At 60.5% G+C, this 26,885-nt stretch carries 29 protein-coding genes, 1 tRNA gene and 1 pseudogene; 17 read left to right on the plus strand and 14 right to left on the minus strand.

All coding sequences use genetic code 11. The features are described from left to right. Positions 1-33 precede the first annotated feature (33 nt). On the plus strand, positions 34-195 hold the full coding sequence (locus C479_RS16835; protein WP_241430186.1) for a hypothetical protein: 162 nt from the start codon (positions 34-36) through the stop codon (positions 193-195). Positions 196-249: 54 nt separating this feature from the next. Then, on the plus strand, positions 250-2,340 hold the full coding sequence (locus C479_RS11100) for a prolyl oligopeptidase family serine peptidase (protein ID WP_007702357.1): 2,091 nt from the start codon (positions 250-252) through the stop codon (positions 2,338-2,340). A 37-nt stretch (positions 2,341-2,377) separates the two neighbouring features. Here C479_RS11100 and C479_RS11105 read toward each other — a convergent pair whose 3' ends face one another. The 3 genes and pseudogenes from C479_RS11105 to C479_RS11115 all read right to left on the minus strand — a co-directional run bounded on the left by C479_RS11105 (position 2,378) and on the right by C479_RS11115 (position 5,798). Beyond that, entirely contained in the window at positions 2,378-3,367 is a 990-nt protein-coding gene (locus C479_RS11105; protein WP_007702359.1) for an FAD-dependent oxidoreductase, read from the minus strand. 2 nt (positions 3,368-3,369) lie between these two features. Then, positions 3,370-4,485 (minus strand): ABC transporter substrate-binding protein, encoded by a 1,116-nt coding sequence (locus C479_RS11110; protein WP_049907249.1) that lies wholly within the window; start codon positions 4,483-4,485, stop codon positions 3,370-3,372. Between the two features lie 135 nt (positions 4,486-4,620). Next, positions 4,621-5,798, minus strand: a pseudogene (locus tag C479_RS11115) (FecCD family ABC transporter permease). A gap of 182 nt (positions 5,799-5,980) precedes the next feature. Between C479_RS11115 and C479_RS11120 the strand changes: the two are divergent. The 10 genes from C479_RS11120 to C479_RS16100 all read left to right on the plus strand — a co-directional run bounded on the left by C479_RS11120 (position 5,981) and on the right by C479_RS16100 (position 13,814). After that, positions 5,981-8,041, plus strand: a complete 2,061-nt coding sequence (locus C479_RS11120; protein ID WP_007702364.1) for a DEAD/DEAH box helicase — start codon at positions 5,981-5,983, stop codon at positions 8,039-8,041. A 162-nt stretch (positions 8,042-8,203) separates the two neighbouring features. Beyond that, the gene (locus C479_RS11125) at positions 8,204-8,902 is read left to right on the plus strand and encodes a DUF7504 family protein (RefSeq protein ID WP_007702367.1); all 699 of its coding nucleotides are present in this window, start codon (positions 8,204-8,206) and stop codon (positions 8,900-8,902) included. A 53-nt stretch (positions 8,903-8,955) separates the two neighbouring features. Continuing rightward, positions 8,956-9,028 (plus strand) — tRNA-Pro (locus C479_RS11130). 82 nt (positions 9,029-9,110) lie between these two features. Further along, complete coding sequence (locus C479_RS11135) at positions 9,111-9,398, plus strand: DUF7563 family protein (protein WP_007702370.1); 288 nt, start codon at positions 9,111-9,113, stop codon at positions 9,396-9,398. Then, positions 9,395-9,529 (plus strand): hypothetical protein, encoded by a 135-nt coding sequence (locus C479_RS16935; RefSeq protein ID WP_007702373.1) that lies wholly within the window; start codon positions 9,395-9,397, stop codon positions 9,527-9,529. The genes C479_RS11135 and C479_RS16935 overlap by 4 nt, the downstream gene beginning before the upstream one ends. 112 nt (positions 9,530-9,641) lie before the next feature. Further along, a complete protein-coding gene (locus C479_RS11140) occupies positions 9,642-10,169 on the plus strand; it encodes a hypothetical protein (protein WP_007702378.1) in 528 nt (175 codons plus the stop codon). Next, positions 10,159-10,740, plus strand: coding sequence for a hypothetical protein (locus C479_RS11145; RefSeq protein ID WP_241430187.1), 582 nt, complete (start codon positions 10,159-10,161; stop codon positions 10,738-10,740). The genes C479_RS11140 and C479_RS11145 overlap by 11 nt, the downstream gene beginning before the upstream one ends. Then, positions 10,737-11,024 (plus strand): hypothetical protein, encoded by a 288-nt coding sequence (locus tag C479_RS11150; protein WP_007702384.1) that lies wholly within the window; start codon positions 10,737-10,739, stop codon positions 11,022-11,024. The genes C479_RS11145 and C479_RS11150 overlap by 4 nt, the downstream gene beginning before the upstream one ends. 3 nt (positions 11,025-11,027) lie before the next feature. Further along, complete coding sequence (locus C479_RS11155) at positions 11,028-12,653, plus strand: DUF7845 domain-containing protein (RefSeq protein WP_007702387.1); 1,626 nt, start codon at positions 11,028-11,030, stop codon at positions 12,651-12,653. Between the two features lie 747 nt (positions 12,654-13,400). Continuing rightward, positions 13,401-13,814: a homing endonuclease associated repeat-containing protein gene (locus C479_RS16100; RefSeq protein WP_161607172.1), complete on the plus strand. Its 414-nt coding sequence runs from the start codon at positions 13,401-13,403 to the stop codon at positions 13,812-13,814. Between the two features lie 145 nt (positions 13,815-13,959). Here C479_RS16100 and C479_RS16105 read toward each other — a convergent pair whose 3' ends face one another. Further along, positions 13,960-15,081, minus strand: coding sequence for a hypothetical protein (locus tag C479_RS16105; RefSeq protein ID WP_152415880.1), 1,122 nt, complete (start codon positions 15,079-15,081; stop codon positions 13,960-13,962). A gap of 314 nt (positions 15,082-15,395) precedes the next feature. Between C479_RS16105 and C479_RS11160 the strand changes: the two genes are divergently transcribed. Both C479_RS11160 and C479_RS16110 read left to right on the plus strand, forming a co-directional pair. Beyond that, the gene (locus C479_RS11160; RefSeq protein ID WP_007702389.1) at positions 15,396-15,650 is read left to right on the plus strand and encodes a DUF7692 domain-containing protein; all 255 of its coding nucleotides are present in this window, start codon (positions 15,396-15,398) and stop codon (positions 15,648-15,650) included. A gap of 250 nt (positions 15,651-15,900) precedes the next feature. Beyond that, positions 15,901-16,506 carry a hypothetical protein gene (locus C479_RS16110; protein WP_152415881.1) on the plus strand — a complete coding sequence of 202 codons (606 nt, stop codon included), beginning with the start codon at positions 15,901-15,903 and terminating at the stop codon, positions 16,504-16,506. 820 nt (positions 16,507-17,326) lie between these two features. On the opposite strand, the gene C479_RS16265 is transcribed toward C479_RS16110, so the two are convergent. Next, the gene (locus C479_RS16265; RefSeq protein WP_161607173.1) at positions 17,327-17,476 is read right to left on the minus strand and encodes a hypothetical protein; all 150 of its coding nucleotides are present in this window, start codon (positions 17,474-17,476) and stop codon (positions 17,327-17,329) included. 99 nt (positions 17,477-17,575) lie between these two features. Here C479_RS16265 and C479_RS11170 point away from each other — a divergent pair, with 99 nt between their 5' ends. Continuing rightward, the gene (locus C479_RS11170) at positions 17,576-17,941 is read left to right on the plus strand and encodes a hypothetical protein (RefSeq protein ID WP_007702400.1); all 366 of its coding nucleotides are present in this window, start codon (positions 17,576-17,578) and stop codon (positions 17,939-17,941) included. A gap of 37 nt (positions 17,942-17,978) precedes the next feature. Here the strand turns inward: C479_RS11170 and C479_RS11175 are convergent, their stop codons facing one another. From C479_RS11175 to C479_RS11205, 7 genes are all read right to left on the minus strand, one after another. Beyond that, complete coding sequence (locus C479_RS11175) at positions 17,979-18,362, minus strand: hypothetical protein (RefSeq protein ID WP_049907250.1); 384 nt, start codon at positions 18,360-18,362, stop codon at positions 17,979-17,981. Positions 18,363-18,513: 151 nt separating this feature from the next. Continuing rightward, positions 18,514-19,686, minus strand: coding sequence for an ATP-binding protein (locus C479_RS11180; protein ID WP_007702405.1), 1,173 nt, complete (start codon positions 19,684-19,686; stop codon positions 18,514-18,516). After that, positions 19,683-20,477 (minus strand): hypothetical protein, encoded by a 795-nt coding sequence (locus tag C479_RS11185; protein WP_007702408.1) that lies wholly within the window; start codon positions 20,475-20,477, stop codon positions 19,683-19,685. The genes C479_RS11180 and C479_RS11185 overlap by 4 nt, the downstream gene beginning before the upstream one ends. Next, positions 20,474-21,007 (minus strand): hypothetical protein, encoded by a 534-nt coding sequence (locus C479_RS11190; protein WP_049907251.1) that lies wholly within the window; start codon positions 21,005-21,007, stop codon positions 20,474-20,476. Before C479_RS11190 ends, C479_RS11185 begins: the two co-directional genes overlap by 4 nt. Before the next feature lie 2 nt (positions 21,008-21,009). Continuing rightward, a complete protein-coding gene (locus C479_RS11195; protein ID WP_152415882.1) occupies positions 21,010-22,764 on the minus strand; it encodes a hypothetical protein in 1,755 nt (584 codons plus the stop codon). Between the two features lie 53 nt (positions 22,765-22,817). After that, positions 22,818-23,375: a hypothetical protein gene (locus C479_RS11200; protein ID WP_007702417.1), complete on the minus strand. Its 558-nt coding sequence runs from the start codon at positions 23,373-23,375 to the stop codon at positions 22,818-22,820. Between the two features lie 5 nt (positions 23,376-23,380). Further along, positions 23,381-23,809, minus strand: a complete 429-nt coding sequence (locus C479_RS11205; protein WP_007702420.1) for a hypothetical protein — start codon at positions 23,807-23,809, stop codon at positions 23,381-23,383. A 141-nt stretch (positions 23,810-23,950) separates the two neighbouring features. On the opposite strand from C479_RS11205, the gene C479_RS11210 reads away from it, so the two are divergent. Continuing rightward, positions 23,951-24,133 carry a hypothetical protein gene (locus tag C479_RS11210; RefSeq protein WP_049907252.1) on the plus strand — a complete coding sequence of 61 codons (183 nt, stop codon included), beginning with the start codon at positions 23,951-23,953 and terminating at the stop codon, positions 24,131-24,133. Here the strand turns inward: C479_RS11210 and C479_RS11215 are convergent, their stop codons facing one another. Together C479_RS11215 and C479_RS11220 are read right to left on the minus strand one after the other, a co-directional pair. Next, a complete protein-coding gene (locus C479_RS11215; RefSeq protein ID WP_007702426.1) occupies positions 24,134-24,694 on the minus strand; it encodes a hypothetical protein in 561 nt (186 codons plus the stop codon). A 355-nt stretch (positions 24,695-25,049) separates the two neighbouring features. Beyond that, the gene (locus tag C479_RS11220; RefSeq protein ID WP_083893859.1) at positions 25,050-25,313 is read right to left on the minus strand and encodes a winged helix-turn-helix domain-containing protein; all 264 of its coding nucleotides are present in this window, start codon (positions 25,311-25,313) and stop codon (positions 25,050-25,052) included. Between the two features lie 323 nt (positions 25,314-25,636). Here C479_RS11220 and C479_RS11225 point away from each other — a divergent pair, with 323 nt between their 5' ends. Continuing rightward, entirely contained in the window at positions 25,637-26,659 is a 1,023-nt protein-coding gene (locus C479_RS11225) for a tyrosine-type recombinase/integrase (RefSeq protein WP_007702429.1), read from the plus strand. Positions 26,660-26,885 lie beyond the last annotated feature (226 nt).

The following is a 26,885-nucleotide window of genomic DNA, read 5'->3' on the forward strand; positions in this document are numbered from 1 at the left end:
ACCCTGAGCGAAGCGACTGCGGGATCAGATGGGGTGCGAAACGATCGTTCCCCGACGCGACGGAGCCAGCACCCGAGGGCGGATGCCGCCATCGAGGCGGCGGTGGGCTGTCTCAACTCGACAGACGGCGACGAAGACGGCGCGTTCCTCTGTGCGGTTCCCAACGGTGACGATGCGATCGAACTGATCGAGTAGTCGATGGCCGCCGCTTCCCGAGCCTTGATGGCGCCTCCCTCTCGAGTCAGTAGCATGCGTACCCCGACAGGTTCCGACCCGCCGGCGACCGAGCGGGACCCGGTTATCGAGGAACTGCACGGCGAGGAGATCACGGATCCCTACCGCTGGCTCGAGGGCAGCGACGAGGCCGTGAGCGAGTGGGAGGATGCCCAGAACGCCTACACCGATCAGTTCGTCGAGACCGATCGCCGCGAGAGCCTCAGGCCGCAGTTCGAGCGCGTCGCCGAGCACGCGACCTACCAGTTGCCGGTCGCCCGCGGCGGGCGGTACTTCCAGCTGATCGAGGCAGCGGACGCCGATCAACCCCGGCTGACCGTGCGCACCGAACGGGACGCCGAGCCGCGAACCCTGGTCGACCCGACCGAGTTCGGCGAGACGGTCTCACTGGGCTGGTTCGTCCCTGATCCGGACGGTGAACGCGTCGTCTACGGGTTGATGGACGGTGGAACCGAAGAGTTCGATTTGCGCGTGCTCGACGTCGAGCGCGGCGCGGTTATCGACCGGGTCGACGACGTCGGGCGCTGCGGCGAGTTCTCGGTCGCGTGGCAGGGGAACGGCTTCTACTACCAGCAGACCGGGAGCGCGGCCGACGACGAACTGCTCGAGAAGGCGATTCGGTACCACGAGATCGGCGACGACGGTGCGGACCGCCTCGTCACCGAGGCCATTCCGGAACGTCGCTGGCCGCAGGTCCAGGTCGACCGCGAGACTGGGCTGGTTCTGGTCTCGCTTGGCGAACTGGCTTCGGACACGGAGCTGTACGTGCTCGAGGACGACGAGCTGGTCCCGTTGGTCACCGATGTCGACGCCTCGCTCGAACTGTTGGCACACGAGGGGCGGGTCTTCCTCCTGACGAACCACGACGCGCCGCGATTCCGGCTTCTCGGTATCGACGCCGCGGCCCTCGCTGACGGGGGCGCCGCCGAACTTCCGTCCGATTCGACGGGCCTGGACGCGTTCGAGCCCGTCGTTCCCGAGAGTGACGACGTCCTGTTCGACGTCGCGCCGGCCGGCGGCGGACTGGCCATCCACCGGATCCGCGAGGCCCGTTCGGTCGTCTCCCTTCACGACGCTGACGGCACCGAACGCCACGAACTGGCCCTGCCCGAGTATGCCGGGGTCGGTCGCGGCGCCCTCGGTGGCAGCGCGGACATGGACGAGGCGTTCCTCGCGCTCCAGACGTTCGACCGGCCGTCGAGCATCGTCCACGTCGACGCTGGACCCGGGGCGGGGCCCGACGACTGGACCGTCGTTCAGGAACCCGACCTCCCGGCGGAACTCGACCCGCGGGCGGAGCTTTCCCTCACCGTCGAGCGTCTGTGGGTCGACTCGACGGACGGAGCGACGGTACCAGTGTACGTGGTCCATCGCGCCGATCTCGATCCCGATGGCGACGCGCCGACGATCCTGTACGGCTACGGTGGCTTCCGGATCCCGCTCTTGCCGAGCTTCGACGCGTATCGGCTGCCGTTCCTGGCCGACGGTGGCGTCTTCGCCGTCGCCTGCCTGCGCGGCGGCCTCGAGTTCGGCGAGGCGTGGCACGAGGCCGGTCACCGCGCGCAGAAGACCCATACCTTCGACGACTTCGAGGCCGCGGGCGAGGCGCTGATCGAAGAGGGGTACACGAACTCGGATCGGCTGGCTGCCTGGGGTGGCTCGAACGGCGGCCTGCTCGTCGGTGCAGCGATCACGCGCCGGCCCGAACTCTTCGGCGCTGCTATCTGTGCGGTGCCGCTGCTCGACATGCTTCGCTTCCACGAATTCCTGCTCGGGGCGACCTGGACGCCGGAGTACGGCTCGCCGGACGACCCCGAGGAGTTCGCGTGGCTCCGCGAGTACTCGCCGTACCACAACGTCGAGGAGACGGCGTACCCGGCGACGCTCTTCCAGACGGCCGCCGGCGATACGCGGGTCCACCCATCTCACGCCCGAAAGATGACCGCCCGCGTTCAGCACGCCACGACCGGTGACGCCCCGATCTGCTTCCGCGGCGACGAAGGGACGGGTCACGGTGCCGGGACCGCGACCTCCATCCAGATCGAACAGCAACTGGACAGGTGGACGTTCGTCTTCGAGATGCTCGACGTGGGCGGCGAGGAGTAGATCGTCGACACCGACGATCGACCGCTTGTCGAGCGCGTTACTGCGCGTCCGACTCGTCCAGATAGGCTCGAATCCGTTCCTCGCCGACGTGATCCAGGAGCCGGTCGTAGCCTCGCTGGGTTCGGTCCTCGACGGCCGCCGGGTCGCAGTACGCCTGCGAGAGCCGATCGACGTCGGCTGCGCGGAGGGCCGCGAGTTGCGCTTCCCCGAGCCCATGATCGTCTGGCACGCGTTCATCGAAGTACGATCGCCAGTGCTCCCGACGCTCGTCCGCGGGGAGTTCCGCGGCACGCCGGAACCAGTCCCAGTAGTCGGCGACGGGTTCGGGATAGCCTTGCTCACGGCGACGGTCCGTAATGAGCGATCTGGCAACGTGGCCGCCCTGGCCGGCAGCGGTGACGACCTGCGTGTCGCGATCGCCGTTCGGCGAGGCGACGTACAGGCCATCGATCGGCGTCCGACCGTCTTCGGCGGGGTAGTCCGGGTCGAAGTACTCGGTCGACTCGCCGTCTCGTTCGAACGTCCGAAACATCGCGTCGTCGTCATCGAGCGGTCGAAGGTAGTCGCCGCCGTAGCGCGTCGCTGTGAGCACGTGCGCCGCCCTGGCCTGCTGGCCATCCTGCGTCTCGACGACGAAGCGCGGGGGCTGTGGGTTCTCGACCGGTTCGCCGCCTGCGGTATCGCCGTCACCGTCGGCGTCGGCCGAGCGCTCGACGGCGGTAACCATGTCGTCGACGAGTTCACACCCCGCTTTCCTCGCGTGGTCGTGGATCAGGTCGGCGAACGTCTCGACGTCGATTCCGGCGGGAAAGCCGAGGTAGTTCTCGAGGAAGGCGCATCGCTGGAGCGAGGAGTTGCCTCGGTCGAAGATGACGGTGTCGAGGCCGTATCGTGCCGTGAAGACGCCGGCCGCGCAGCCGGCCGGGCCACCGCCCACGATGACGACGTCGTAGTCTGGCGACGTGGTCTCGTCCTTCGTCGAACCGTCGGCGGTGTCCCCCGCCGTACCGTCCTGAGGTTCGTCCATCGTTAGCTATCCTCGGCGACGATGTCGCCGACGGCCGCTCGATCGAACAGCTCCTCGCCACCGAATTCGTCCGGGAAGAGCCGCTGGGCGGCGTCCTCGAGCTGGAACAGGTTGATGATCGGTCCCTGGTAGATCATCCCGCCGGGGATGACGCGATCGGTCTGGACGGCGGTGAGTTTCTTCGCCACGGAGTGGTCCTTCATGTGGTCGACGATCTGGCTCTCGAAATCCTCGTCGATGACGCCGTCATCCTGTCTGATGGCAATGACATCGGGGTCGACCTCGAGTAGCGTCTCGTAGTCGATCGTCCCGCGACTCTCGTGGAAATCGGCGACGTGGCTTTCGGCGAGGGCGCGTCCGACGCCGAGGTCGTTCCACTGTTTGGACTGCGTGCCGTCGTCGATGACGTAGGGATAGAACGACTCCGGGGGTACCTCCGCGGGGAAGAGGATCGCCACGTCGGGCCTCTCGTCGGGAAGGCGCGACTGGACGTCCGCCAGTACTTCGTCGTGAAGACTCGCGAACGCCTCGTAGCGGTCGCGCGCCTGGAAGAGGTCCGCGATCTTCTCGAAGGCTTCGTAGAGAGTGTACTGGGCGTAGTCGTGCCACGGGTAGCTGCCCGAGAATATTGTGTTGCCGACGAACGGGGCCACGCCGTTTTCGATCTCGTCGATCTTTCCCTGGTCCCAGCCGAGCCGATTGATCATGAAGTTGGGATCGATCACGTGGACGTCGGCCTCGAGCGCGTAGAAGATTTCCCGGTCCGTGCTCCCCTGCCAGAGTTCCGTGAGTTCGCTCTCGTCGACCGAGACGCCAGGAATCTCGTCGTAGTAGTGTGTCCCGTACCGGGCCCGGATGCCGATCGCGGAGAGCCCGTCGGCCTGTCCGAGGGCGACACCCATATCGGCGTAGTCACCGGTGTAGGGAACCCATGCCTCCGGGACCGAGTCGAATTCGACCGTCCCGACAGGCTCCATGGTAACGCTGTAGCTCCCGTCGGCTTCGGCTTCGTCCGTCCCGTCCCCTTTCGTGAGACACCCGGCGATCAGTCCGACACTGGCTGTCGCTCCCGTCGCCCGGAGCACGCTCCGTCTGGTCCGCCGTGGTCGCTGATCCATGGTTTTAGGCTCGCCTAAAATAATAAAACTCTTCCGGCTTCACCCATTCCGAAGCCCGCTTGACCGGACGGCGTATCGTTCGTCCGGACGGCCGGAGTGGCGGCGACCGTCGTGACGGCCGAACGGAGGTGGTACCTACAGTTCACCCATGGATTGCTGTCTTCGCATCAGGTAGAGGAAGTACGGTCCGCCAATAACGCCGGTGACGACGCCCACGTGGAGCTGTGTACCACCCAGTGCGAGCCTCGCACCGACATCGGCCGCCGTCATCAGCGCCGGCCCGGCGAACGTGCAGCCGATCACCAGTTGCCGGTTGTCGCCTCCGACGATGGTCCGGACGATGTGCGGGACGATAAGACCGAAGAAGCTGATGATGCCAGCGACGGCGATGGCTGCACTCGCCGCGAGGATGGCTACGCCCGATAGCAGAAAGCGCACCCGTTCGACACGCATCCCGAGGCTGCGCGCGGTCGATTCGCCGAGCAGTAACACGTTGAGCTGCCGGGCGCCCGCGAGCGCCAGTACGATCGCGACGATAGCAGGGATGCTCGCGATCCTGACCTCGTCCCATCCGGTGGCGGTGAGCGAGCCCGTGATCCACGCCAGGCCCCGCTGGACGGTGCCGAGATCGTCCGCGAAGAAGAACAGTCCCTGCTGGAGCGACTGAAAGACCATATTGACGATCACGCCCGCGAGGACGAGCCGGACCGGACTGGTGCCGCCCTTCCAGGCGATGGTGTAGACCAGCAAAAAGGCGATCGAGCCGCCGATGGCGGCGATAACGGGCAGAAACGGCGCAAAGCTGCTGAAAACGACCAGCGTCGCCAATACCGCGAAGCCGGCGCCCGAACTCACGCCGAGAACGAACGGGCTCGCCAGTTCGTTGCGCGTCACCGCCTGGAAGATCGCACCGGAAACCGCGAGCGTNGAACGAACGGGCTCGCCAGTTCGTTGCGCGTCACCGCCTGGAAGATCGCACCGGAAACCGCGAGCGTCGCCCCGGTGATGATCGCGACGAACACCCGCGGGAGCCGCATATTCCAGACGATGGCCTCCGCGTCGGTAAACTCCGGCATTTCCCCTCCAAGAAGGAAGAATTCCCAGGCATTGAGGTTGAACACCACCGTGGGTTCGAGCACGGCGTCGACGACCTCGCTCGGATTCATCGTAAACGTCCCGTACCGGATCTGAACGAACCCGGCCACCATCGTGATCGCTGTACTCGCCAGGCACAACAGGAGTAACTGCCGGCTGACCCACCCCTCTCGTGTTCGCGATGTCTGGTGGGCTGTGGCTGATTGAGTGGTCTCCATTCGGTTTTAGGGTGGCCGAAAACTATCTTAGTGGTTCCGATTTTAGGCAAGCCAAAAATCTTCGGGTCGGTCACCGTTTCCCCCGGGTGAGATGGTTCCGTCCGACGGCGAATCGCATGGTCGAGGATCGCGTCGCCATCGACTCCGAACCCCTCAAGTACTACAGGCGGCTACGACCGTCCGTGTCGCAGCAGTTCCAGGCGGTAGATACCCTCTTCGCCCACCAGGTCGGTGACGACTACCTCGTGGTCCCTATCCGGGACGACAACCGGTTGTTCCGCGCGAAACTGGGCCTGTCGGAGACCTCGGCCGGGCCGCGGCCGACGAAGTTCCGCCTGAAGCAGGGATCGAGCGAGGAGCCGAGACAGCCCGACGAGTTCGTCGAGATCGCTCGCCGGGCCGACCGCATTCGGATCTCCGAGCAGACGTCCGCCGGGAAGCGAACTGAGCTACTGGAGATGCTCGCAGGCTACCAGCTCGACGACAAGGCCAAGGCGGTTCGGACCTGTCGATACTGCGCGTCGGAGGGCCGGTATTCGCCGGTGACGACGGAGACCGCCGTCAAAGACGACCGCGACTGGATCTGTCGGGACTGTGCCCGAAAGGAACTGGAGCGCCAACTGTCCTACAGCGGCGGCGTGACGGGTGCGGCCAAAGAGCGCCTTGAAGACCTCATGATGGAGGTTCAGGACCTCCAGCGCATCGTCAACCTCCTGAAGGGCCAGCTCGATCCGGACCTGACGAAGTTCGATACGATCAGCGCGACGACCGACGAGGTCGACCTCGCACCGGTCGACTCGCTCGACCTGCACGAAGACCTGCAGGGGCTACTCGAGGACCGGTTCGACACCTTGCTTCCAGTCCAGAGCCTGGCGGTCGAGAACGGGTTACTAGAAGGGCGCGACCAGCTCGTCGTGAGTGCGACGGCGACCGGGAAGACGCTGGTCGGCGAACTCGCCGGGATCGACCGCGCGCTGAAGGGCAAGGGGAAGCTGCTCTTTCTGGTTCCCCTCGTCGCGCTGGCCAACCAGAAGCACGAGGACTTCGAGGACGAGTACGGCCACCTCGTCGACGTCTCGATCCGCGTCGGGGCGAGTCGAATCGCGGACTCGGGCAACCGCTTCGACCCGAACGCGGACGTCATCGTCGGCACCTACGAGGGGATCGACCACGCCCTGCGGACGGGCAAAGACATGGGCGACATCGGGACCGTCGTCATCGACGAGGTCCACACGCTCAAGGAAGCCGATCGGGGCCACCGCCTGGACGGGCTCATCTCGCGGCTGAAGTACGCGACCGAGAACCGGGCCGTCGAGAAGAGTGGATACGATGGGGCCCAGTGGGTGTACCTCTCGGCGACCGTCGGCAACCCCGAACACCTGGGGAAGGCGCTGGAGGCTACCGTGATCGAGTTCGAGGAGCGGCCGGTGCCGATCGAGCGCCACGTCACCTTCGCCGACGGCCAGGAGAAGGTGCGCGTGGCGAACAAGCTCGTCAAGCGCGAGTTCGACACGAAATCGTCGAAAGGCTATCGCGGCCAGACGATCATCTTCACGAACTCGCGGCGGCGCTGTCACGAGATCGCCAGGAAGCTCGAGTACGACGCCGCGCCGTACCACGCCGGGCTCGACTACAAGCGACGCAAGACCGTCGAGCGGAAGTTCGGCGACCAGGAGCTGGCTGCCGTCGTTACGACGGCGGCGCTCGCGGCGGGGGTCGACTTCCCCGCTTCGCAGGTCGTCTTCGATACGCTGGCGATGGGGATCGAGTGGCTCTCTGTCCAGGAGTTCCACCAGATGCTCGGTCGGGCGGGCCGGCCGGATTACCACGACGAGGGGAAGGTGTACGTCCTCGTCGAACCCGATACCACGTACCACAACTCGATGGAGGGGACCGAGGACGAGATCGCGTTCAAACTCCTCAAGGGCGAGATGGAACCCGTGACGACCCCCTACGACGAGGGGGCGGCGATCGAGGAGACGCTAGCGAACGTCACGGTGGGCGGTCGTGACGCGAAGCGGCTCAACGACCGCATGCTGGGCGACGTCCCGACGAAACACGCGATCGGGAAGCTCCTCGAATACGACTTCATCGACGGTTTCGAACCGACGCCGCTGGGGCGGGTGGTCACCGAACACTTCCTCGACCCGGACGAAGCGTTCGCCCTGCTCGACGGCATCCGCAAGGACGCGACGCCGTTCGACCTGATCGCGGACATCGAGTTACGGGACCAGGAGCTCTAACGCACATCTTGATGTCTCGAACCTGTCCGTGTGTCGCCCTTTGTCCGTGTGACGGAGGGACACAGCGTGAGACCGGAGTGCACGATGTGAGCGGCCGGAAAGGTAAAGGTCGTGTTGTCCGAATAGCAATTCAACGCGGACCCCCAGTCCGAGTGACCAACGATGGAATCTGCGCCGCTTGATGCTATCTCCCCGCCGGCAAACGTCCTCCTCCTGCACGATTCGCAGGCACAGCTACCCGGTTGTGAGTCGCTCTGCTGTGGAGCGGACCGAACGGCAATCCTGCGGGTCTCGTTCGCTGGCGAGTCGTGTGAGGAGCCGCCGCTCGGTGCGACGGACGCACGCGTCGGGTTACTTTCGATCGGCGACGTCATCAGGGCTGTCGAGTCGAGCGACGAACCGGACTTTTCCGGCCCCGTCGCCGTCGACACCGTGGCGGATCCGACGGACCTGTCGGCGATCGGGGTGTCGATCAGCCGCTTTTGCGAACACTGGGCTGACGAACAGGTAGGCGTCTGTTTCAGTTCGCTCGATGCGTTGCTTCGCCAGCGCGACCCGGAACCGATCTTCGAGTTCATCTACTACCTCAACCGCCGACTCGAAACGATAGACGCGATGGCGCACTTCCATCTGGACACGTCCCGACACGAAGACCGCATCGTCGCCGCGTTTGGCGAGATATTCGACGAGATCGTGATCGACGACAGTGCGACCGGGTCGCTTCCAGAGGCCACCGACGACGACGTCGCCTCACTGCTTGCGGCCGTCGAGCCCGAGCCCGACTCGCCCACGTACCCCTGGGAAACCGGCCAGCTCTCCGAAGCGACGGATGAGGACGTCGAACAGGTGCTGGGTGGGTAATCGCCCGCGTCAGAACGAAACCCTTTACGCCCTGCCCGAAAAAGGAAGTGTACGGGACCGTGGGTTAGTCTGGTATACTTCGGGCCTTGGGTGCCCGTGACCGCGGTTCAAATCCGCGCGGTCCCACTGCGTATAAAAGTAAACCGGCCAGTTTTGCCGGTTCTACTTCCTGTTTTCAGCAGTCTCAGGTATTCGGAGGTGGCCGGTGATGCACCGGTTCGACCCCGACTATCGGGCGAATCGGTGCCGTAAATGCGGCTCTCACGTCACCCCTGAGTTCCGACGCGGCTACGGTGACGACGAGGACCGAGCCCATCGCTGCTTCAACTGCGATTCTCGCCCACGGATCGACCGCGGGAGCGCCGCGGGCAAGTCCGTCCCGATCGCCGATCCGCTCGAAAACCCGGGCCGATTCGGTGAGCCGCTGAACGAACTCCCTTCAGCAGTGCAGGCGCTCTGCCGTCCCGTCGCGACTGACGGGGGTGAGCGACAGTGACCGACGCGTTCGTCCGCGCGTCGGCGCTGTACGACGTGGAGACGCGCTCGACGATCGTCCACCCGGCAAAACAGGCGAGCGACATCGAAGTCCGCGAGGCGGTCGACAAGGCCGGAGGTGAGCCGGCGTGAATCGTCTCGTCGAGAGCGACGACTGCGAGCGCTGTGGCGAACCGGCCGCCGCGACGAGTCGCCTGTGTCCCGAGTGCGTTCGCGAGGTTCGCCGATCGCGAGGTGATCTGCCGTGAGCTCGCGAGCGAGTCTCGGGGAGATCGAGAGTCCGAAGGCCAGCGGTGACGCGATCGAGGCCGACGTCATCCAGGCGGTCGACGCATTGGGCTACGTGGGCGACGCGACGGCCACCTGGCACGACGCGGAGACAACCGGCCTCCTTGAACCGTCGACGGCGCTGCCGTTCTACGGCATCGTGGTCGTCGAGCCGGAGACGCCGATCGAGATCAAAGCCTGCCAGGTCCGGACGAGCAACGGCTCGCGTTCGACGCGCGGACGGTTCTACGTCAAACGGCGAGCGCACGAGCAGCTGCTCGACGCGGCCGGGATGTACCTACTCGCGGTCTACGTCCCGCGGCCGGGTCTGCCGAACGTGGCGCGGGCGATCGTGCCTGCGACGCTCCTCGACGAACTCCTCCGCGGTCGGTGGTACGATGTCGACGCTGACCGATCCGAGCAGGAGGTCGCGCAACTCGCCTGGTCGCACGTGATCGACCCGGAGACGGTCGACGAATCGCGAGGTGGTCGCCGTGTCGAGTGACGGGACCGAACGGCCAGAACCAGTCACCGAGATCGTCTCGAACGGCGGTCGAGATCCAGACGGGTCGGCCCGGATGCTCGGACGATGGACATTCCAGTACACGCCCGCCCGTCGGCTCGTCGAGAAGATCCTGTCCGGCCGTGTTCTGAACGCCTGCGCTGGGAAGACGAAGCTGCACCACGACGGGGAGATCGTCAGGAACGACCTGAACCCGGACCGCGACGCAGATACGTATCTCGACGTCGCGACGATCGCGGAGCACTTTGGGCCGCAGTCGTTCGACACGGTGGTTTTCGATCCGCCGTTTGATCAGAAACAGGCCGAGGAGAAGTACGACGGCCTGCACGCGAGTGACGTCTACAGCGCGCTCGGCCAGTTCAACGAACTCGTTCGACCTGGTGGAGCCGTCATCGCGTTCGGCTGGAATTCCTGGGGGATGCGTTCGTTCCCCGCGTACGAGCGCGAGGAGACGGTTCTCCTCCAACGTGGGCCGATTCACCGCGACGTTATCGTGACGGTGGACCGGCGGACGAGTGAAACACTCGCGACCGACGGAGGTGAGCTGCCGTGAGCGTCGAGACCGACCGGGACCTGAACGCCGAACTCGCGAGTCCAAAGTCTGGGTTCCAGGGCTTCCCAGTCGACGCGATCTGCACGGGCTGCCAGCACGTCCACGTTAAGCAGGTGCGACCGGAGGACGTCGGCCAGTCGATCGAGATCGACCCGGTGACGCTCGATACGGATGCGCTCACGTCGTTCAAGCACATCTGTTACCGGTGCGGCTCGGCGACGTGGTGGAACCCGACGGCTGTGCTGTCCGGGTTGATCGAGACCCAGCGGTCCGCGGAGGAGTGACCCATGTCGCAGGTCGCGGACGCCCCTCACGAGAGCCACGGCCGGTGGAAGTGGGACGAGTGGGGTCGCGGTCCGTATCAGGCGCTGTCGAAGGTGATGCTCGGACCACCGTACGAGGGGTACCTCGAATTCACGACCGAGATCGACGGAGAACCCTGGTTCATCAAAGTGAAGTATTCGAAATCGGGGTTTGCACCGGCGGAGAGCGATCCAATCGATGCTCCTCGTCTCTACGAGTGGGACATTATCGGCCGTGGGCCGGGTGAATCGAAGTCCACCTACAACATCTCTCCGCGGTTCGCCGATATGCGCCATTGGGAGACCGGTGAACCGGTGAATCTTCCGTGGGAGAACCAATTCGGCGAGACTGAAGGCGTCGACGTCGAGTATAAGCCCTCGAACGTGACGCCCGAGCGGGCGCTCGAACTGTTGCCCGAGTTCTTCCAGGCGATCTTTGAGGAGGCCGGCGAGCCGGTGTATCGCGAGTACTTCCGTGAGCCGCCGCATCCGGAGTACAGCCGTGAGTGGGCACACGAGCGGTACGTACGGGCGCGTCGCGAGTGGGCCGAACGCATGGCAAAGTCGGGTGTCCTCCAGAAGATCACGCACCACCTGGCCGATACCGAGGGCGTGAAGATGACGCTCGATATCGACAACGAGGAGATTGTGAACCACCAAAATCGGCTTACTCTCCCGCCGTCAGCCGTGAGCGAACTGTTTCCCGGCCACAGCTACGGTCGGAAGTTCGAGATCTACCTACTCGCCGATCCGGACGCAGTGAGCAAGGATCACCCGTCCTACCACCCGAAGGTGGAGGTCCTCGTGAACCAGTCGTTCAACGATGGCGAGTCATGGGCGTGGGCCGAGCGCCAGGAGGTAGTCGAGGAGATCGAGGAAACGCTGATGAACTTCCTGGCGTGGGAAGACATCCCGCTGAATCCGGACGGCAGCGGCGTGTACGTCGAAGACGACCACTTTGCCGCGGAGACGCGCGAGAAACCCGTTGAGATCTACCAGGATCCGACGCCGGGCCTCGAAGCGAAAAGCGACCACCTGTTAGTGACGACGCTGCGCGAAATGGGCGACACAGCCGAGGAGGTCGCCGGTACGATTGCGACGGACGGCGGCCAGCGGGTCGGCGACCTGGCCGACGAACTGGGGAAGCACCCCGCGACGATCTATCGGGCGATCAAAGAACTCGGCGAGCTCGTCGAACTCGATTCCGGCCACGTCTCCTACCGAGCCCGGAAGTTCCAGGAGGAAATTCGTGCGCTCGTCGAGAGCGCCGAGTACGCCATCGAGAGCACGGCCGACCGCCTCCAGCAGGTGATGCACCTGGCGGAGCACGTGGCCGACGTCTCGCCGTTTCAGCAGTGGGTCGCGGAGTACGGCGCCGAGATGCGCTACGACGACGAGACTGGCGATCCGGAGACGCTACGGATCGACGGCATTCTCTCCTGGCTGAAGACGAGTTCGTACGAGTCGGTCCAGGCGGCAGCTCGCCAGGCGATCGAGAAGTGGCGCCACTCAGGCAACGATCCGGCGGTGATCCGTGGTGCGATCATGAAGTGGCAGACACCGGACGGCGGGACGGAGACTGGCTACATCGGCGCCGTCGCCGACCGCTGAAATGGCCCCCGTAGTGGCAACGCTTTTCCGAGACTTGTTTTCAGCAAACAGACTTTCATCCGTTAGCGTATGTTGCAATTTTGGTTGCGTTCGAGCGGTGGGCATGGGCTCGACCGTCGCGACCGCACCGCGACCCCGGCGGGGTCGTTTCGCGCTGCGCGCGAAAACCCCCTTGGGGCGTGTCCCCAAGGGGACAGAGCCAAAAAATTACACAGCTACCCCCACAGCCTTCGCAATCTCCAGTTGAAGCACATGAAACGGTGGTCGGGCGGGCCCAGGTAACTCGGCGGAACTATATTTACCGCGTAACAGTTTCAAATCGATTACTGTCTTCGACTCCAATCCTCACAAAAGTTAATAGGCTGCCAGCACCTGTCTTGGAGCATGATTCCAAGGGGGTCATTTCAATGCGCAATATGTGAGGAATGGCACCACTCGAGTAAGAAGAACAATGAATTCCGCTCTTATTTCCCGGAACGGAGAATTCCTGTTTGCGATTATTGCCTCCATGAATATCGGACGAGTCCAGAATACAAGGATCTCAGACCGGAGGTGGATCCCAACGACAAAGAGAAAATTGAGAGGATTCGAGAGTATTACGGCGAGAATCACATTTACTTTTAATTGATTGCACGAGCCATTATATCCCCGCTATGACAGCCAGGATCATTTAATGAAATGAGGTAAAAGGATATCCGACCAATATCGTAGAAAGGTTAATGACTGTTCCCAATCATGATCTGCGAAATGGAGTTTTCTGAATCGGATTGTTTGGAAGCATTGATCAGGGCTTCGAATCAGCTTGGCCGGACCCCGACCATGGACGAATACGATTCGATGAACCTCTCCCCTTCCGCATCTACGATCTCGGATCATTGCGGCACTTGGCAGCTCGCCATCGCAAAGGCGGGCTTGAATCGCGAATCACGCCGAGAGTACACCGAGGAAAACTGTATCAATGCGCTCAAAAATGCCGCTGACATTCTTGGCTCAGAACCCAGTTTGAGCGAATATAGGAAATTAAGCCTTAGGCCCTCAGCGTCCACTATTCAAGATAGATATGGTTCATGGTCAGAGGCAAAAAAAGCAGCCGGTGTCGAAGATTACGGAGAACAAAGCCCAGAAGAAGAAGCTCGCGAGTTCTTCGATAAATTTGGGTGAGGTAAATGAGTGCTCAACAACGATTCTGAACCGATCCGGAATATGTTGATATGCACTCCGACGTGGAACTCGAGGATCGAAAGCGGATCGAGAAGCCGCTAAATTATCATCGTAATATGAGCCTATATTCACAAATGAATTTATCTTAGTACCCCTGTCGTCGCATTACGTCTGCTGCAGCTGTTTTACTTACATCTACGCCTTCCGTATCCCATGACCCCCAAAGTTCAGCAGGTATTGCGGGACAATCTCTGTCCTCAGTAACATGATTGTGATTTCTCAAGAAATCCATCCCGGATTCGCTGACGTCTATTGCAAAATACCTGCTTTCTTCGACAACCTCCTCATGCCACATATTTAGCAACCTTCCGCCATACTCCTCATCTCGGTATTTTGGCCGAACATACACCTGTTGCAGACAAGGACGGTCTACTTGGCCAGGTTGATTCCAGAGAAGATATCCCACAATTTCTCCTTCAGAACCGATTTCTGGATTTCCGATTAATAGCCCCTTCTGATGATCTCCACGATAATAGCCAAAATTCGGGTACTCTATCTGTGATTCTCTTGTTAACCCGTGCAGGGTGGCATCCGCTGTAGTAGTTTCACCATCGCTTTCAACTTCATAGAATCTAAGACAATCACGCTCGATAGGCTTGCAACCTTTCCCCCAATCACCTTCTATCCAATCAAGTTCAAATGAAGTCCGGTAGAGCGTTTGACTTGTGCCACCTATAGAAAGTCTGTATGGGCTGTTGCATTTTGCACAGCTGATTATAGTTAGATCTAATTGGTTCAACTGCTCTTCGTTTTTAGGCTGGTTTTTGCATTTACATTCTGGTGGATCTTCCCTATCATCGGTCCATTCCCCCTCTTCGACTAATCGGTCAATCTGTTCCAGAGTATATTTCTCACCGAGGGTAAACCGACGAACATAGGCTTTCATCTTTTTCTGCATTACGTCTATTACCTCTCGATCTTCCCACTGGAAAATTATATCCCGATTCCAAATTTCACCATAGGAATGGTATTCATTCTCTAATGAAAAGTTGTACAATGGTTTGAATTCATATTCGCCTTCTTCCTCAAGGAGACTGAATATTTTCGCCGATGACTGTTGGAGAACGAGGAAAGCAGTACAGAATCTACCCTCTTTCTCCCCTCCAATATGCTGAGGGAGTATCTTGTCTACGCCATCCTTTTGCTCTAATCTCTCAATTTGCTCTGTATGATCGGGGTATTTCTGAATATTATTGACGTCAATCATCCTTAACCCCTTTTCATTGGTGCTAAAAAGATGTTTTCCTGGGTGGGTCTGACACGGGAGCAAGTTCCTTGAACGGTTGATATTGGAAGTGCTTCGTTAGCTGGTTGTTCGGAAGCCACCACTTGCGCGCCGAGAGAACCGGTTTCCCGAATATGCACACGAGCGCCAGCTGGCCGTGTGCATATCCCGCGCCGATCGAGGCGACGCGCCGGCCAACCACTCGGTTAGCCTGACAGAAACGCCCCCGATTATGGGCTGTGGGCCGGGTCCAGTGAGACGAAAAAACTAGGATCTGGGGGTCCGTGTGTACGAGTATGCGAATTCGAACGGACGGCGATAAGGCGTACCGGAACGACGCTATTGAACGCGCTGCCGACTTCTACGACTGTAACAAGACGAAAGCCGTGGTCTCGGCGTGCGAAGACATCCCCGCGCTCGTAGCGGCAGCTCGCCAGGTGATCGAACGGGACGACCTCACCGCCGAGCAGCGTGAGGAGATCGCCGAGACGCTCTCGACGAGAGCAGTAAATTTCGAGATTGATACCATGGTTACGATGGAGACAGGATGAGAGTCAGGCCGCTCCCTTCAACTGAGTAAACCTGAAACAACCGGTAGGTGCGGATGCAAACCTAACGCGCTTCATCCTTTCAGGAAATACAGGTTTTGATAGAACTCTGCTGAATATATATCATATTCAGAACCTGTCTCTTTTCAGTTGCTATTCTTTTGATGACATAAATGGTTGTAGTCTATACTAGGTTAAATTGGAGTGAAGAAGACGAGAACTTTTTTCTTCATCATCGTAAATGGTTCACAGCATGTCAAATGCGGCTGAAGCACCTGATGAATACTCAACGAGGATGCTACCATTAAGGTGGGTAATTGGCATAATTGGATTCGTAATGGGGATACTCATTGGCTTCCTCATAAACCCAAACAACTGGACTAATGCCGTAGAGAATCTAAGTGCTGTAGGTCCTACAGCCAGCGCTATAGCCACGTTGGCCTTAGTTTTTGTAACAATCGAATATACATGGAATACAAGAAACCTCGTGGATATCACCCACCAGCAACATCAGCAGTGGCGTTTGCGAGAAGTAGAAAATTGGTATAGAGACGTACTTGATGCTGCCAGAGGAATGCGGGAAATTTTACGCCGAGAGTTTGAACAGAGGCAGGAGCCTGTGGGTCCAGAAGTAGCCCGGAAGAATGGTATGGACGAATTTGTGGAAGATCTTCGTAAATATCGTCGCCGTCATCCTTCTACAGTTGACGATGACGACTTTCTTGAACTGCTCCGAGATACTGCTAATGAATGGTGGCTCATTGACGTTAAGCAGCGTAGAATTACAGAAGATACTGACTTTCATTCTAAAATAAATAATATAATTGAACAGGCTGAACAGTCTCTCGATGAATATTGATAGAAGGGACAGGCGCTAGTAAGGGGCTAACACATCTAAATACTATAATAATCGAAACGCCTATACCGGTGCAGCCCTATCCTCGGTGCTACCCATGCCCCACTATCGGGTGGTAGCTACCGAGACGGGCGAATTTGGCCGAGGCAGCGTCGAGACCGTTGTAGAAGCTGATTCTAAGGAAGACGCGAAGGACCTTGTCGACCCAGGATTCAGAGCAGATTATGAGGTAAATCATGTAGAAGATCCAACCCCAAAATAAATGTCCAGCCGAACTGATGACTATCAGGAAATGAATCGGAGCGCCCGCGTTCGTGGCCCTAGTAGAAGGTCTGATCTTCTTGCGTTCAAGAGCCCTCATCGCTCGCGGTTAACAAATCTCAGTATACACGCTGAAGAAAAGAACTGGTTTGAACTAGTGATCCGGAATCAGCCGGATGAGGATGATCCTGACGAAAGGACGCGGCGATTTCTCCGGCTCCCCAAGGATGGGCATATTACGATACAACGCTCTTTCGATAAGCCATTGTGCATGGTAGAGGCTGGTTGTCAGATAGCTGTTCTGAATCGGTCACAGGGGTCAAAGAATACTGACTACGCGGTCAATATGCAGTTCATGGAGCAGAATCCCTAACAAATTTCCATCACCCGGTTTAGTTTCGCCATCTAATTTCTATTGAATCTGTTAGCTTTGACGGACAACGCACGACCGGGGCTTGATTGCTATCGATGAAGTTGATTGCTGCTCCGTTGCTTTCTTCGCCTGTACTGACCCTCGACGAGGGCTGTTACCTGCGACGTCATGACTACGGTAGAACGGAATTCATTGAGTGACCGGGAGGTCGAACTCCGTAGCGAGTTCCGCGGCCAGGAGTCGGCATTGGGCAGCGCGTTTCGAGTCGGCCGGGCGATACTGCTCGAGCAGTTCGAGCGCGTCGATGAGCACGACCGCGTCGTCCTGACTGAGCTTCATCGGGCCAGGGTGGCCGCGTGATAGGATAAAAAGGTACGTATCGGAAGAACGGAAACGACCCGGATAGGGCTACGTCGACGGCTCCACCAATGCTGCTGTATGGAGAATCCGATCAAGTACCACCTGCAGCGGAAGCGAGTCGTTCGACGCGAACTCTCCGAACTGCTCATCCGCCGCCAAGACGAGGACGTGGAGCGCCTGCTCGACGCACTGCTACGGTTGTACGGGATGCCGAGCGGGCTTATCGCCGTTCGCGACGGTGGACTTGAGGCGATCACATACCAGCACAACGTCAGGGGAAACTCTGGCCGCGACACGATCCGCAGCAATTCGATTCGGCCGAACGGCATTGTGCGTCGGGGAGATCGACTCGCAGAAGCGGTAACCCCAGTAGAGTGGCTTGAGGAGCATCACGACGATCTTGATTGGATCCGGCACGATCTGCGAGAGGATCTTGAAGACTGATCTGGAAAGTTTCAACTGGCACCCGTTCTCAACCGGATTAGAGCACGTCGCCGATCGCGATCTTCGCCTGTTGGGTTTCGCGGTGATCGCCGCCACCGTGCCACCGGAGCAGCGGGAGGTTCGCCGCCTTGACCATCTTGTCCTTGACGATCGTACAGCCTGAGCGGCCGTGCGGTCGGTAGACGACGAAGCAGTACCAGCCGTTGTGCCGCCGGAGCTTTCGGTGATAGGCGTGATATACCTTGAAGTTGCCCGGCTGGCCGTCGGCGTGTTCGAGCATCGTCGACTTGATCTCGACCGGCGTGCCGTTCCCGAAGCGGGCATCGTGCCAGCTCGCCCGTTCGAGATCGAAGCGACGCTTCGCGGCCATCCGCTTCTCGCAGATCGTACCGAAGTGGTTCGCCCGCTTCGAGCGATTCACGCCGAACCACGCGCCACGCGCGTTTTATATATCGACTCCTCTCGGCTGTCACCAGGCGTGAGCGGTGGGCCGCAAGGTTCGACGGGTTTCGAGAGAACCGCAGTAGTAGTGGGGCGTCTCGTGTCGTTGCCAAGATGCCATCGCACTCCCGTCATGCGATTGTGGCCTCCACGTTGGCAACGGCCTCAGTGTGTTTTCCGTTACGATCGTATTCGTTCCATCGCTTCCGGACGGTCTCACGGCTCCACGGGACGAATTCGGCCACTTGCCGGTTACTCATCCCCTGCTGTTTCGCCCGGATTACGGTGTAGAGCGCGGCCTTCTCCACAGCCTCTTTCTCGCTTACATCCTCGCCCTCGTCGTCGGAACGGAGGTCGTGCCAACTCCAGGCGGTCGCCTCGTGCGTGTCGAAGCGCCAGTCAGTCGGCGGGATTCCGGTGATGACCGCAATCTTGCCCTGGGGCTTGCGATTCCGGATCGAGTCGTAGATTGTCGCCTCTTTCTTCCCGTCCTTCTTGACGACCTTCGACTGCTCGCGAACCATCGGGTGAACGTCGCCGCCGTCGTGGCCGATAATGATGAGCGACCCGCCGTACTTGCGGATCTTGTAGACGAGTGGCCCCATTTTCTGCCGGGTTTCGTACCCCTGTGCGCCGCCACCTGCAGCGTGGCTCGACGCCTCGTCGAAGATGAACAGCTTCGGCGTCTGTTCGTTCTCGGTGGGTTCGCCGTCCTGCTTGATCCACTCGTCGAGCGCGCCGTAGTTGGCGAGCCAGCCGTCACGAAGCCGGCCCTCGCCGTCGGTCCACTCGGTGGTTTCCTCGAGCGTCTGGATGTTCGACGCGACGAGTGCGTCCCCCGGCTGGTGGTGGCGCCAGCGCTGGCCGAGCAGGAGCGCGAAGTCAGTCTTCCCGCTGCCGGGCTCGGCGTAGATGTAGATGATCGACGCCGGGCCGGTGACGAGATCGTCGACGTTCCCGATCGCTTGGATACCGCTTACGTCCGCGCGCTGGTTGGTGTCGCCGGTGAGGTGCTTGACCGTCGCCATGTCGCCGTTTTCAAGCGCCTGGCGGGCGACCTGCGTGCCCTCGATCCGCTGGATCTGGCGATGCTTATCGAGGTCTTTGGACTTCGCAGGGAGTTCGTCGGGCCGGTCACACTCCGTCGGATCGTAGTGAACCGCGCGGATCGAGAGCGCCCGCTCGATCTTCGGATCCCGGACGATACCCGTGTGCGGGAGGAGTTCGCGGTTTGCGCGGGCCTGGTAACCGTCCTGATGCTCGCGGAGTTGTGCCGCGGTGAAGATCTCCTGCTCGTCGGTCACCGCTGCCCACCCCCGTCCGTGGCGGCCTGCTGGCCAGCGTCGACGGTGACGCCTTCGGGGTTCGCGACCGGATCGTACTCGTGTTCGTAGTCTCCGAGGTCGCGAATCTCGTCGGTGTCCCACTCCTGCGATTCGTCTTCGGCGGCCTCGAACCGTTCTTTCACGGCGGTCTTCTGGCCCATTAGCCCACGCTCGTCGGCTTCGGCCTGGAAGTTCACGACGTCGCGCTCGATCTCGACGCCCATGCGGGAGATGCGGGCGCGCAGCTTGTTGTACGCGATCGCGGTCTCGATCAACTGGCCGTGGATGTCTTCCATCATGGCCTTCACAGTGATGAGCTTCGAGTCGGCGAGTTCCGAAAAGTGACAGCCGGTGACGATCAGCTCGTCTTGTTCGTCGAACCACTCGAATTCACGCACTTCGAACGCGTCCCCGTCGTTGACGACGTACGGACTTGGCCCTTCGACGGTCTTTTTCTTCCATACCTCGGGCTCGACGTAGTACTTCTCTCTGTCGTCAGTGACGCCGTTGATGTGGTGAACCGTGATCATATTCCGGAGCCGGAGCTTGCGAACGAGCCAGACGAAGAATCCGAATAGCGGCGGTCCTAACAGCATGAACGCGGCGATCCACCCCATCACGACCGGCGGGATTCCTGGCAGGGTTGGCTTCAGCCAGACGATCGCGATCGCCGTCGACACCAGGAGGCCCGCGACGAGCAGCTGCGCTTCGGCGACGATGTAGGTCAGCCGGTCCTTCCAACTTCCGAACGTCGTGGATATGTCGTTCATGCCTTGATCACTCCGTTTTCTTCACTTCTGAGTACCCACGCGGCCGCGCCACCGGACATCAGCATCGAGAGGCCGACGCCGGATAGGACGCCAGACGTGCCACCGAACGGGGCAAATGGGTTCTCTCCGGTCGTCTGTCCCGTCGAGACCGTCACCTGTCGGCCGGCGTCGATCGAGTCCGACGTGGTGATTGCAGCAGCGGCTTCGCCGCCTGCTGTCCGCGTCGTGAGCGTGATTGTGTTCTCCCCTGGAAGTAATCGTTCTCGCCGGATGGCGCTGGCCTGCGTGCCCTCGCCTGGTTGTGTGGATTCAGCGACGGTGACCGTCTTCGGGCGCTCGCCCTGGAGGTCGAACGTCAGAGTAAACGTGCCGTCCGAAAACTCCCAGTCGGTGAGGGTGAGGTCTTCGTCGACCGGCGTTCCCTCGACTGTAGTCTCGTTCGTCGCGTTCTGTGCCTGTGCAGTCGCGCCGCCCATGCCCACGGCCAGCGCGACCGCTATCGCCGTCATCGCCAGAAAAATCCGTTTCATCGTTAGTTCCCCGTGACCTGCCCGACTCCCCAGGCGATACCAATTAGCGCGACCGCGCCGGCGATCATGCCGCCGCTTCCGCCGCCCTCCCACGGCCAGGACCAGCCGCCTCCTCCGTCGTTCTTCGCTTCCTCGTACTTCTTAATCAGCTCCTCTTGGCGCTCCTGCATCGCGGCCCATTCTTCCTCGGTGATGTAGTTGTCGTCAGTCTGTGGTTCGTTCTGGCTGAAATCGAGTTCCTCGACCTCGTTGCCGTCCGAGTCGGTGATCTTCTTGACCGTGAACGTCTCGTCTAACTGCACCGTCCAGTACTCGGTTTCATCCGTCTGAGAGTAGACGGCGACCCCCTCGATTTCGGTTATCGCGTTCTGCACCTGGCCGGAGATGTCCACCGTCCAGGCTGTCGGGTTGTCGGGATCGTCCGGCGTGAAGTCATCCGCTACGACTTCGGCCGACTCGCCGGCGACCGTCTCGATAACGTATCTCGATCCTTCGAAGGGTTCCGCGGTGAAGGTGACAACCCCGCCGTTGACCGCGCTCTCGTAATCTGACCAGGTGCCGTGCCCCTGGCTCACGTCGTAAGTGAAATACCAGTCGGCGGTACTCGTCTCAGGGTCGATCTCGTCACCTTTGCTTACTCCCCCGTCCGGCACGCTCGTTGGTGCGAGTTGCCCGTACAGGGTCGAATCGGATTCCTGCAGGTAGATTTCCGCCTCGCGCTCGAAGTCGACCGGGATGTTGAGAGCCGCCAGGTCCTGGATCGCCTGGTTAAACTCGCCTTCGCCGGTACTCATCTCCGCGAGTTCGCGCGGCGTGAGTAGTTCCGCCGTATCGAGTTCACCAGCTTGGACCTGTCCGTAAACGCCATCTACCCAGGTGGTCAGTCCGTCCGAAACCTCCGTGATGACGTTATTTAGTCGGTTGTAGACGGTTGTGGCGCCCTCACTCGATAGGTAGGAAATGGTTGCATCCAATCCCGTGACGGTCAACCGTAGGTCCTCGATGGTGTCAAGGCCATCGAGACTACCATCAACTCTCTCGACCCCGACCGGCGACACCTGAAGGGTGAAGTTCGACTGATAATTGTCGTAATTCCCGACGCAATAGATCTGATAGCACTGCAGATCAAACGTCGAGCCATCAGGGAGATCGACAGTTTTCGTAGCCTTCGACTTAATTTCTTTATCCTGCAGAGGGTCATGTTCAGACACCAACTCGAAATCGAACACATCACCAGTAGCCAAATCGGGGTGGTCAGAGACGGCCGCCCGGAACGAATAATATTCGTTCACGGCTTCGTTCCAACTCTTGAAGTAGTTGGTTAGGACGGTGGTTGCATGGGCGTTCGCGGCCTCTCTCGCGGTCGCGGTTACTGTCTCCTGCGTGTCCTGGTTGTTGAGAGATTCGATGCCCGCGACTTTGCCGTCAGCGTACAATTGGTGACTCAGCCCCGTCTCTGCGATGTTGATGTTGTCGGTGAACGTCGAGTTGAGGGTGCTGAATCGGGTTTCTGCGGACTGATAAACCTGATTTTTCAGGGCGTCAGGAGTCAGCCCCTCCGGGGGATCGTCCGATCCGATCACTTCGTACTCGCGGAGTGCCCAGCCAGCCACCGCGCCAGCTGCCGCCGCGGTCCCAGCTGCGGCTACCGCCGAGCAGATCCCGCCGCAGATCACGCCCTCTGCGCGACCGACCGGAGAGAACGGCGGGACACCCGACACGAGGCCAACCGTCCCGACCGCACCGGCGCCGGCCATCCGAAGCACGTCGCGCCGGGAGACACCCTGTTGTGGGCTTTGGGCCGAACTCATCAGTCGAACCTCCGTGCGAGTGCGAACGCAACCGCGGCCAGGATCAGCACGCCGGCCGCGAAGCCGGCCGTCTGTTCATCACCGATTACGCCGCCACCCCCGCCGCCGGCTGTGGTCGTGTCCACGTCCGTCAGCGTGACAGCCGACGCGTTCCCGTCACCGACGACCAGGGCCATCCAGTCTTCGGCCGCCTCGAGCTCGACAGTCTCGTTCGATACGTCGACGGTGATCGCCGCGGACGTGTCCGTCGCGTTCAGCGTGGTCGTGGCGTTCGCGACGGCCGTCAGGTTCGCCGTGTCGGTGCCCGGATAGATCCAGGCCGTGACGTTCGTCTCCGTCGTGATCGCCGACTCGTTCGCGACGTAGGCGGTGACCTCCGTCGTTGCGTTCGTTACTTCGACCGTCTCGTTGCCGATCTCGGTTCCCGTATCCGTGTCGACGGCCGCGGCACCCGTCGCGCTAAACAGCGCGATGAACCCGACCGTACAGACGATCAGGAAGATCGGGAGCGCCGCGAAGGTTCCGCGGATCAGCGTGTTGTGCGTATCCGGTCGCATGGGAATCACGCTCGGTAGGAGACGAAGACCGACGCAGCCGAGAGGTACAGCACGGCCGCCAGCTGCGTCATGTCGTGGTAGTTGACGAGGCTCTCGACGGCCGGAACGAAGACATACAGCAGCGGGAGCGCAAGTGCGGTCCCGATGACAGCCATCTCCTCCTGGCCGTGTTCCGTCTTGGAGTTCAGGATGTTCGTGACGATGATCCAGGCTTCACCACCGAGCGTGAGCAGCAGCGCCGGCGAGATCGAGACGCCCGCGATCGTCCACAGGGACTGCGTGAAGTCGTAGCCGCCGAAAACGTTGATCTGCCAGGTGAAGACGCCGACCATCAGCGCCCAGGTGATCGGGACGACGACGAGCGCCGCCACGTCGATCAGGTCGATCTGGTTGTTAGTCGTTCCGCCGCCGAACGTGATATTTCTCGCTGCCATAATTGGGTACGGCCGAGGAGTCGGCCGTTGCCCTACCTACCCGGCCAATTCCCCTAACATATAGGAATCTAATAATATCCTCGTGGGTGCCTCAATAGATCCGTCGTAGATGTTTTATACCAGATGGTTACTCGCTCCGCTATGGGAGTCAGAGAGACCTTCGCCGATTGCGTGATGGTACAGGGACGGGATGCGGATGAGACCGTTACTGTGACCGTCCCGAAGGAGATCGCCGACGAGCTCGAACTTGAGCGCGGAGAACCGGCTCTCTGGCAGTGTGATGAAGGAGGCGAGTTCGCCCGAGTAAAGCGGCCAAACCGCTGATTATCCGACTGTTCTCGTTGGCGTTTTTGCTGGTGAGTGGCTGGCGCTTGCCGTCTTGGAAATGGCCTTAGCGAATTCCGCTTTTCCGCCGGCTAATTCCATCTCAAAGGTCCGCTCCCCCTCCGCTGATTTGATTGTGACTTTCACGTATCCAGGTTTGGTTTGAAGTCCCTCGTACACGACGACGGCAGCAAGTACGCCTAACGACAGTCCTGCTACCAGGAGAAATGATTGTACTTCTGACTCTGCCTGTCCCATAAAGGCAATCGAGAAAAAACCGAGTATTCCTAACATCGCTCCAAGAACGATGTAACCCTCATCGTACTCTTTGGACTTCTGCTGTTTTACAGAAACTGTCCCAATGGCGTCCAAGAACAGGGATTTGACGGTGATGGTCTCTCGCCCTCTGTCAGAACGCGTGAGCCAGAGTAGTCGGCGATCAGTGAGGAGGTATTTCCTACCGTTGTCTTCCCCCTCCTCTCCCTCTTCCTCAGCGTCTATCGCGGTCTCGTTGCTCTCGATGTGGGATTCGAGTAGTTGGTAATCCTTCTGCGAGCCCATCGGTCACCCCTGATTATCACCAATCCGTCTTACACTTATCGGAAAACCGGAAAACCAGTTTCACTTTCACTAAGCGGCTTAGGGCACTCTCCTTTACAAATCGGCATCTCGTTCCTGCTGTGTCTTCGAAACAATTGGTCTCAGTCGACTCAGAGACGGATCGTTGGCGATACACCTGCCCACAGGGGCATCGATCCTGGGAAGTTACGAACAACCACTTCTGGTGTCAGCAGTGCGCTCGCACGCACAGCCAAGACTGTGAGCCGGAATTCGCCGAACTCCGGGATAAGAAAACTGGCGCGTTGATCCCGCGGGAGCGGTTGGACGTGCGGCTTCGAGGTGGCGCGAAGTGAGGCTATTCGTCGCTCGGCTTGAGCTCGCCCGCGTCGATCTCGCCGGCGAGGTACTGCTCGCCGAGGTCGGTGATCTCGTAGTAGCCTTCTTCGGGTCTTTCGACGAGCCCGTATTGGAACAGGACATCGAGTCGCCGGCTCACCGTCACTCGGTGCTTGTCGATGTTCTTCGAGATTGTAGTCGGTCCAAGCTCCAACCCGGTATTCAGCGTTTCCAGAATCCGCTCATCGGTTGGATTCTGCATCCAGTCACCGGGTTCCCTCATCGTTCGTATCTAACAAAGCGAATTCTTACATCTTCCGAACCGTGTGATATTGGATACGATATTGTAGTCTTTAGATTACGATATCGTAGCTATCTTTATAGTGGTGGAGTAGAGACTGGTGAGCCAACCGGAGACTCACGCGGTCCTGACTGTCCGTCAGGTCCGGCACGAAAATGCGGACTGGTGTATGGGCACCAGGTCCGCGGCGGCTCCGGTAAGAGAGGTACCGAAGCCATGTTCGAGATTCAGGCGCGGGGCCTTGAACGTCCCGCTCGACGACGCGAACCGTCCGCAAATCGCCATCCGATCAGCCGGGGTGAGCAATGAAGCGGCCGACTGACCTTTCGCCGCGCGAGGCCTTCGAGCGGTATCTAAACGCTCGCAAGACCGAACTGACCGACGAGACGCTCGTCACGTACCGGTATCGGCTGAAGCTATTCGTCGAGTGGTGCGAGCGCCAGGAGATCGAGACCGTCGACGAACTCGACGGCTGGATTCTCGATCAGTTCGAGTCCGCCCGATCGGGCCAGAACGTCGCTTCGTACACCCTGCACAACGAAATGGATACGCTTCAGGCGTTCATCGCGTACCTCGAACGGATCGAAGCCGTGGGCGATGGGCTGGCCGAGAAGGTCCACGTCCCCGACGTTCCGGAGGACGAGCAATCCCGCGAGACGAAACTCGACGCCGAGCGGGCCATCCAGCTGCTCCAGCACTACCGGACCAGCGACCGATACGGATCCAAGTATCACGTCCTGCTCGAAGTCGCCTGGAACACCGGTGCTCGACTCGGCGGGATTCGCGGGCTCGATCTCCGCGACTTCGACGCCGGCGAGCAGTCGCTCGAATTCGCACATCGTCCGGAGACGGACACCCCGCTGAAGAACAAGCTCAACGGCGAGCGAATCGTCGGGATTGACGGATCGGTCGCGAAGGCGATCTCGACGTACATCCGAACGAACCGCGCCGACACACACGACGACTACGGCCGCCAACCGCTTTTCTCGTCGCTTCAGGGCCGGCCGATAACCAACACCCTTCGAAGTTGGATGTACCGGGCGACGTTCCCGTGCGTGCATCAGCCGTGCCCGCACGGCCACTCACGGCCGACGTGCGACTTCACGAACCACAGCAGTTCGAGCCAGTGCCCCTCGTCGCGAGCGCCCCACCACGTCCGAACCGGCTCGATCACCTGGCACCGTGACTGTGGCGTTCCCCGTGAAGTCGTTCGCGAGCGGGTCGACGCCAGCCAGGACGTGATCGAGAAGTACTACGACAAGGCGAGCAAGCGCGACCGGATGGAACAGCGCCGACGACCGCACCTGCAGAAACTGACCTTCGAGTAACGATGTCACCGAATCACAATTCCCGATCGAGAAGAATCGCCAGACAAGAGAATTCCGTTGAGAGCGGGTCTAGACCGCGCGGTCCCACTTCTCTCGCCGCGAGCAAACTCGCGAGCGGCGAGCACGTGACGAGCGCGCGATTTGAAGGAGACGAGTCGCAGCGCGAGCGTAGCGCGGTTCGGAACGAGTGCGAGGCCGAGCGTATGCGAGGCCTCGTTTGTGTGAA

Origin of the sequence: Halovivax asiaticus JCM 14624 (assembly GCF_000337515.1) — an archaeon.
In the GTDB taxonomy this organism is placed as follows: Archaea; Halobacteriota; Halobacteria; order Halobacteriales; family Natrialbaceae; genus Halovivax; species Halovivax asiaticus.

What these genes read in the sequence shown, in the direction of transcription:
- C479_RS11205 (WP_007702420.1), bottom strand. Translation starts at nt 23,809, where the DNA reads ATGGCAGCGAGAAATATCACGTTCGGCGGCGGAACGACTAACAACCAG.
- C479_RS11170 (WP_007702400.1), top strand. Translation starts at nt 17,576, where the DNA reads ATGGAGAATCCGATCAAGTACCACCTGCAGCGGAAGCGAGTCGTTCGA.
- C479_RS11195 (WP_152415882.1), bottom strand. Translation starts at nt 22,764, where the DNA reads ATGGCCGGCGCCGGTGCGGTCGGGACGGTTGGCCTCGTGTCGGGTGTC.
- C479_RS11100 (WP_007702357.1), top strand. Translation starts at nt 250, where the DNA reads ATGCGTACCCCGACAGGTTCCGACCCGCCGGCGACCGAGCGGGACCCG.
- C479_RS11110 (WP_049907249.1), bottom strand. Translation starts at nt 4,485, where the DNA reads ATGGATCAGCGACCACGGCGGACCAGACGGAGCGTGCTCCGGGCGACG.
- C479_RS11105 (WP_007702359.1), bottom strand. Translation starts at nt 3,367, where the DNA reads ATGGACGAACCTCAGGACGGTACGGCGGGGGACACCGCCGACGGTTCG.
- C479_RS11200 (WP_007702417.1), bottom strand. Translation starts at nt 23,375, where the DNA reads ATGCGACCGGATACGCACAACACGCTGATCCGCGGAACCTTCGCGGCG.
- C479_RS11225 (WP_007702429.1), top strand. Translation starts at nt 25,637, where the DNA reads ATGAAGCGGCCGACTGACCTTTCGCCGCGCGAGGCCTTCGAGCGGTAT.
- C479_RS11190 (WP_049907251.1), bottom strand. Translation starts at nt 21,007, where the DNA reads ATGAAACGGATTTTTCTGGCGATGACGGCGATAGCGGTCGCGCTGGCC.
- C479_RS11220 (WP_083893859.1), bottom strand. Translation starts at nt 25,313, where the DNA reads ATGAGGGAACCCGGTGACTGGATGCAGAATCCAACCGATGAGCGGATT.
- C479_RS16105 (WP_152415880.1), bottom strand. Translation starts at nt 15,081, where the DNA reads ATGATTGACGTCAATAATATTCAGAAATACCCCGATCATACAGAGCAA.
- C479_RS11160 (WP_007702389.1), top strand. Translation starts at nt 15,396, where the DNA reads ATGCGAATTCGAACGGACGGCGATAAGGCGTACCGGAACGACGCTATT.
- C479_RS11125 (WP_007702367.1), top strand. Translation starts at nt 8,204, where the DNA reads ATGGAATCTGCGCCGCTTGATGCTATCTCCCCGCCGGCAAACGTCCTC.
- C479_RS11155 (WP_007702387.1), top strand. Translation starts at nt 11,028, where the DNA reads ATGTCGCAGGTCGCGGACGCCCCTCACGAGAGCCACGGCCGGTGGAAG.
- C479_RS16265 (WP_161607173.1), bottom strand. Translation starts at nt 17,476, where the DNA reads ATGAAGCTCAGTCAGGACGACGCGGTCGTGCTCATCGACGCGCTCGAA.
- C479_RS16100 (WP_161607172.1), top strand. Translation starts at nt 13,401, where the DNA reads ATGGAGTTTTCTGAATCGGATTGTTTGGAAGCATTGATCAGGGCTTCG.
- C479_RS11185 (WP_007702408.1), bottom strand. Translation starts at nt 20,477, where the DNA reads ATGAACGACATATCCACGACGTTCGGAAGTTGGAAGGACCGGCTGACC.
- C479_RS16110 (WP_152415881.1), top strand. Translation starts at nt 15,901, where the DNA reads ATGTCAAATGCGGCTGAAGCACCTGATGAATACTCAACGAGGATGCTA.
- C479_RS11135 (WP_007702370.1), top strand. Translation starts at nt 9,111, where the DNA reads ATGCACCGGTTCGACCCCGACTATCGGGCGAATCGGTGCCGTAAATGC.
- C479_RS11215 (WP_007702426.1), bottom strand. Translation starts at nt 24,694, where the DNA reads ATGGGCTCGCAGAAGGATTACCAACTACTCGAATCCCACATCGAGAGC.
- C479_RS11210 (WP_049907252.1), top strand. Translation starts at nt 23,951, where the DNA reads ATGGGAGTCAGAGAGACCTTCGCCGATTGCGTGATGGTACAGGGACGG.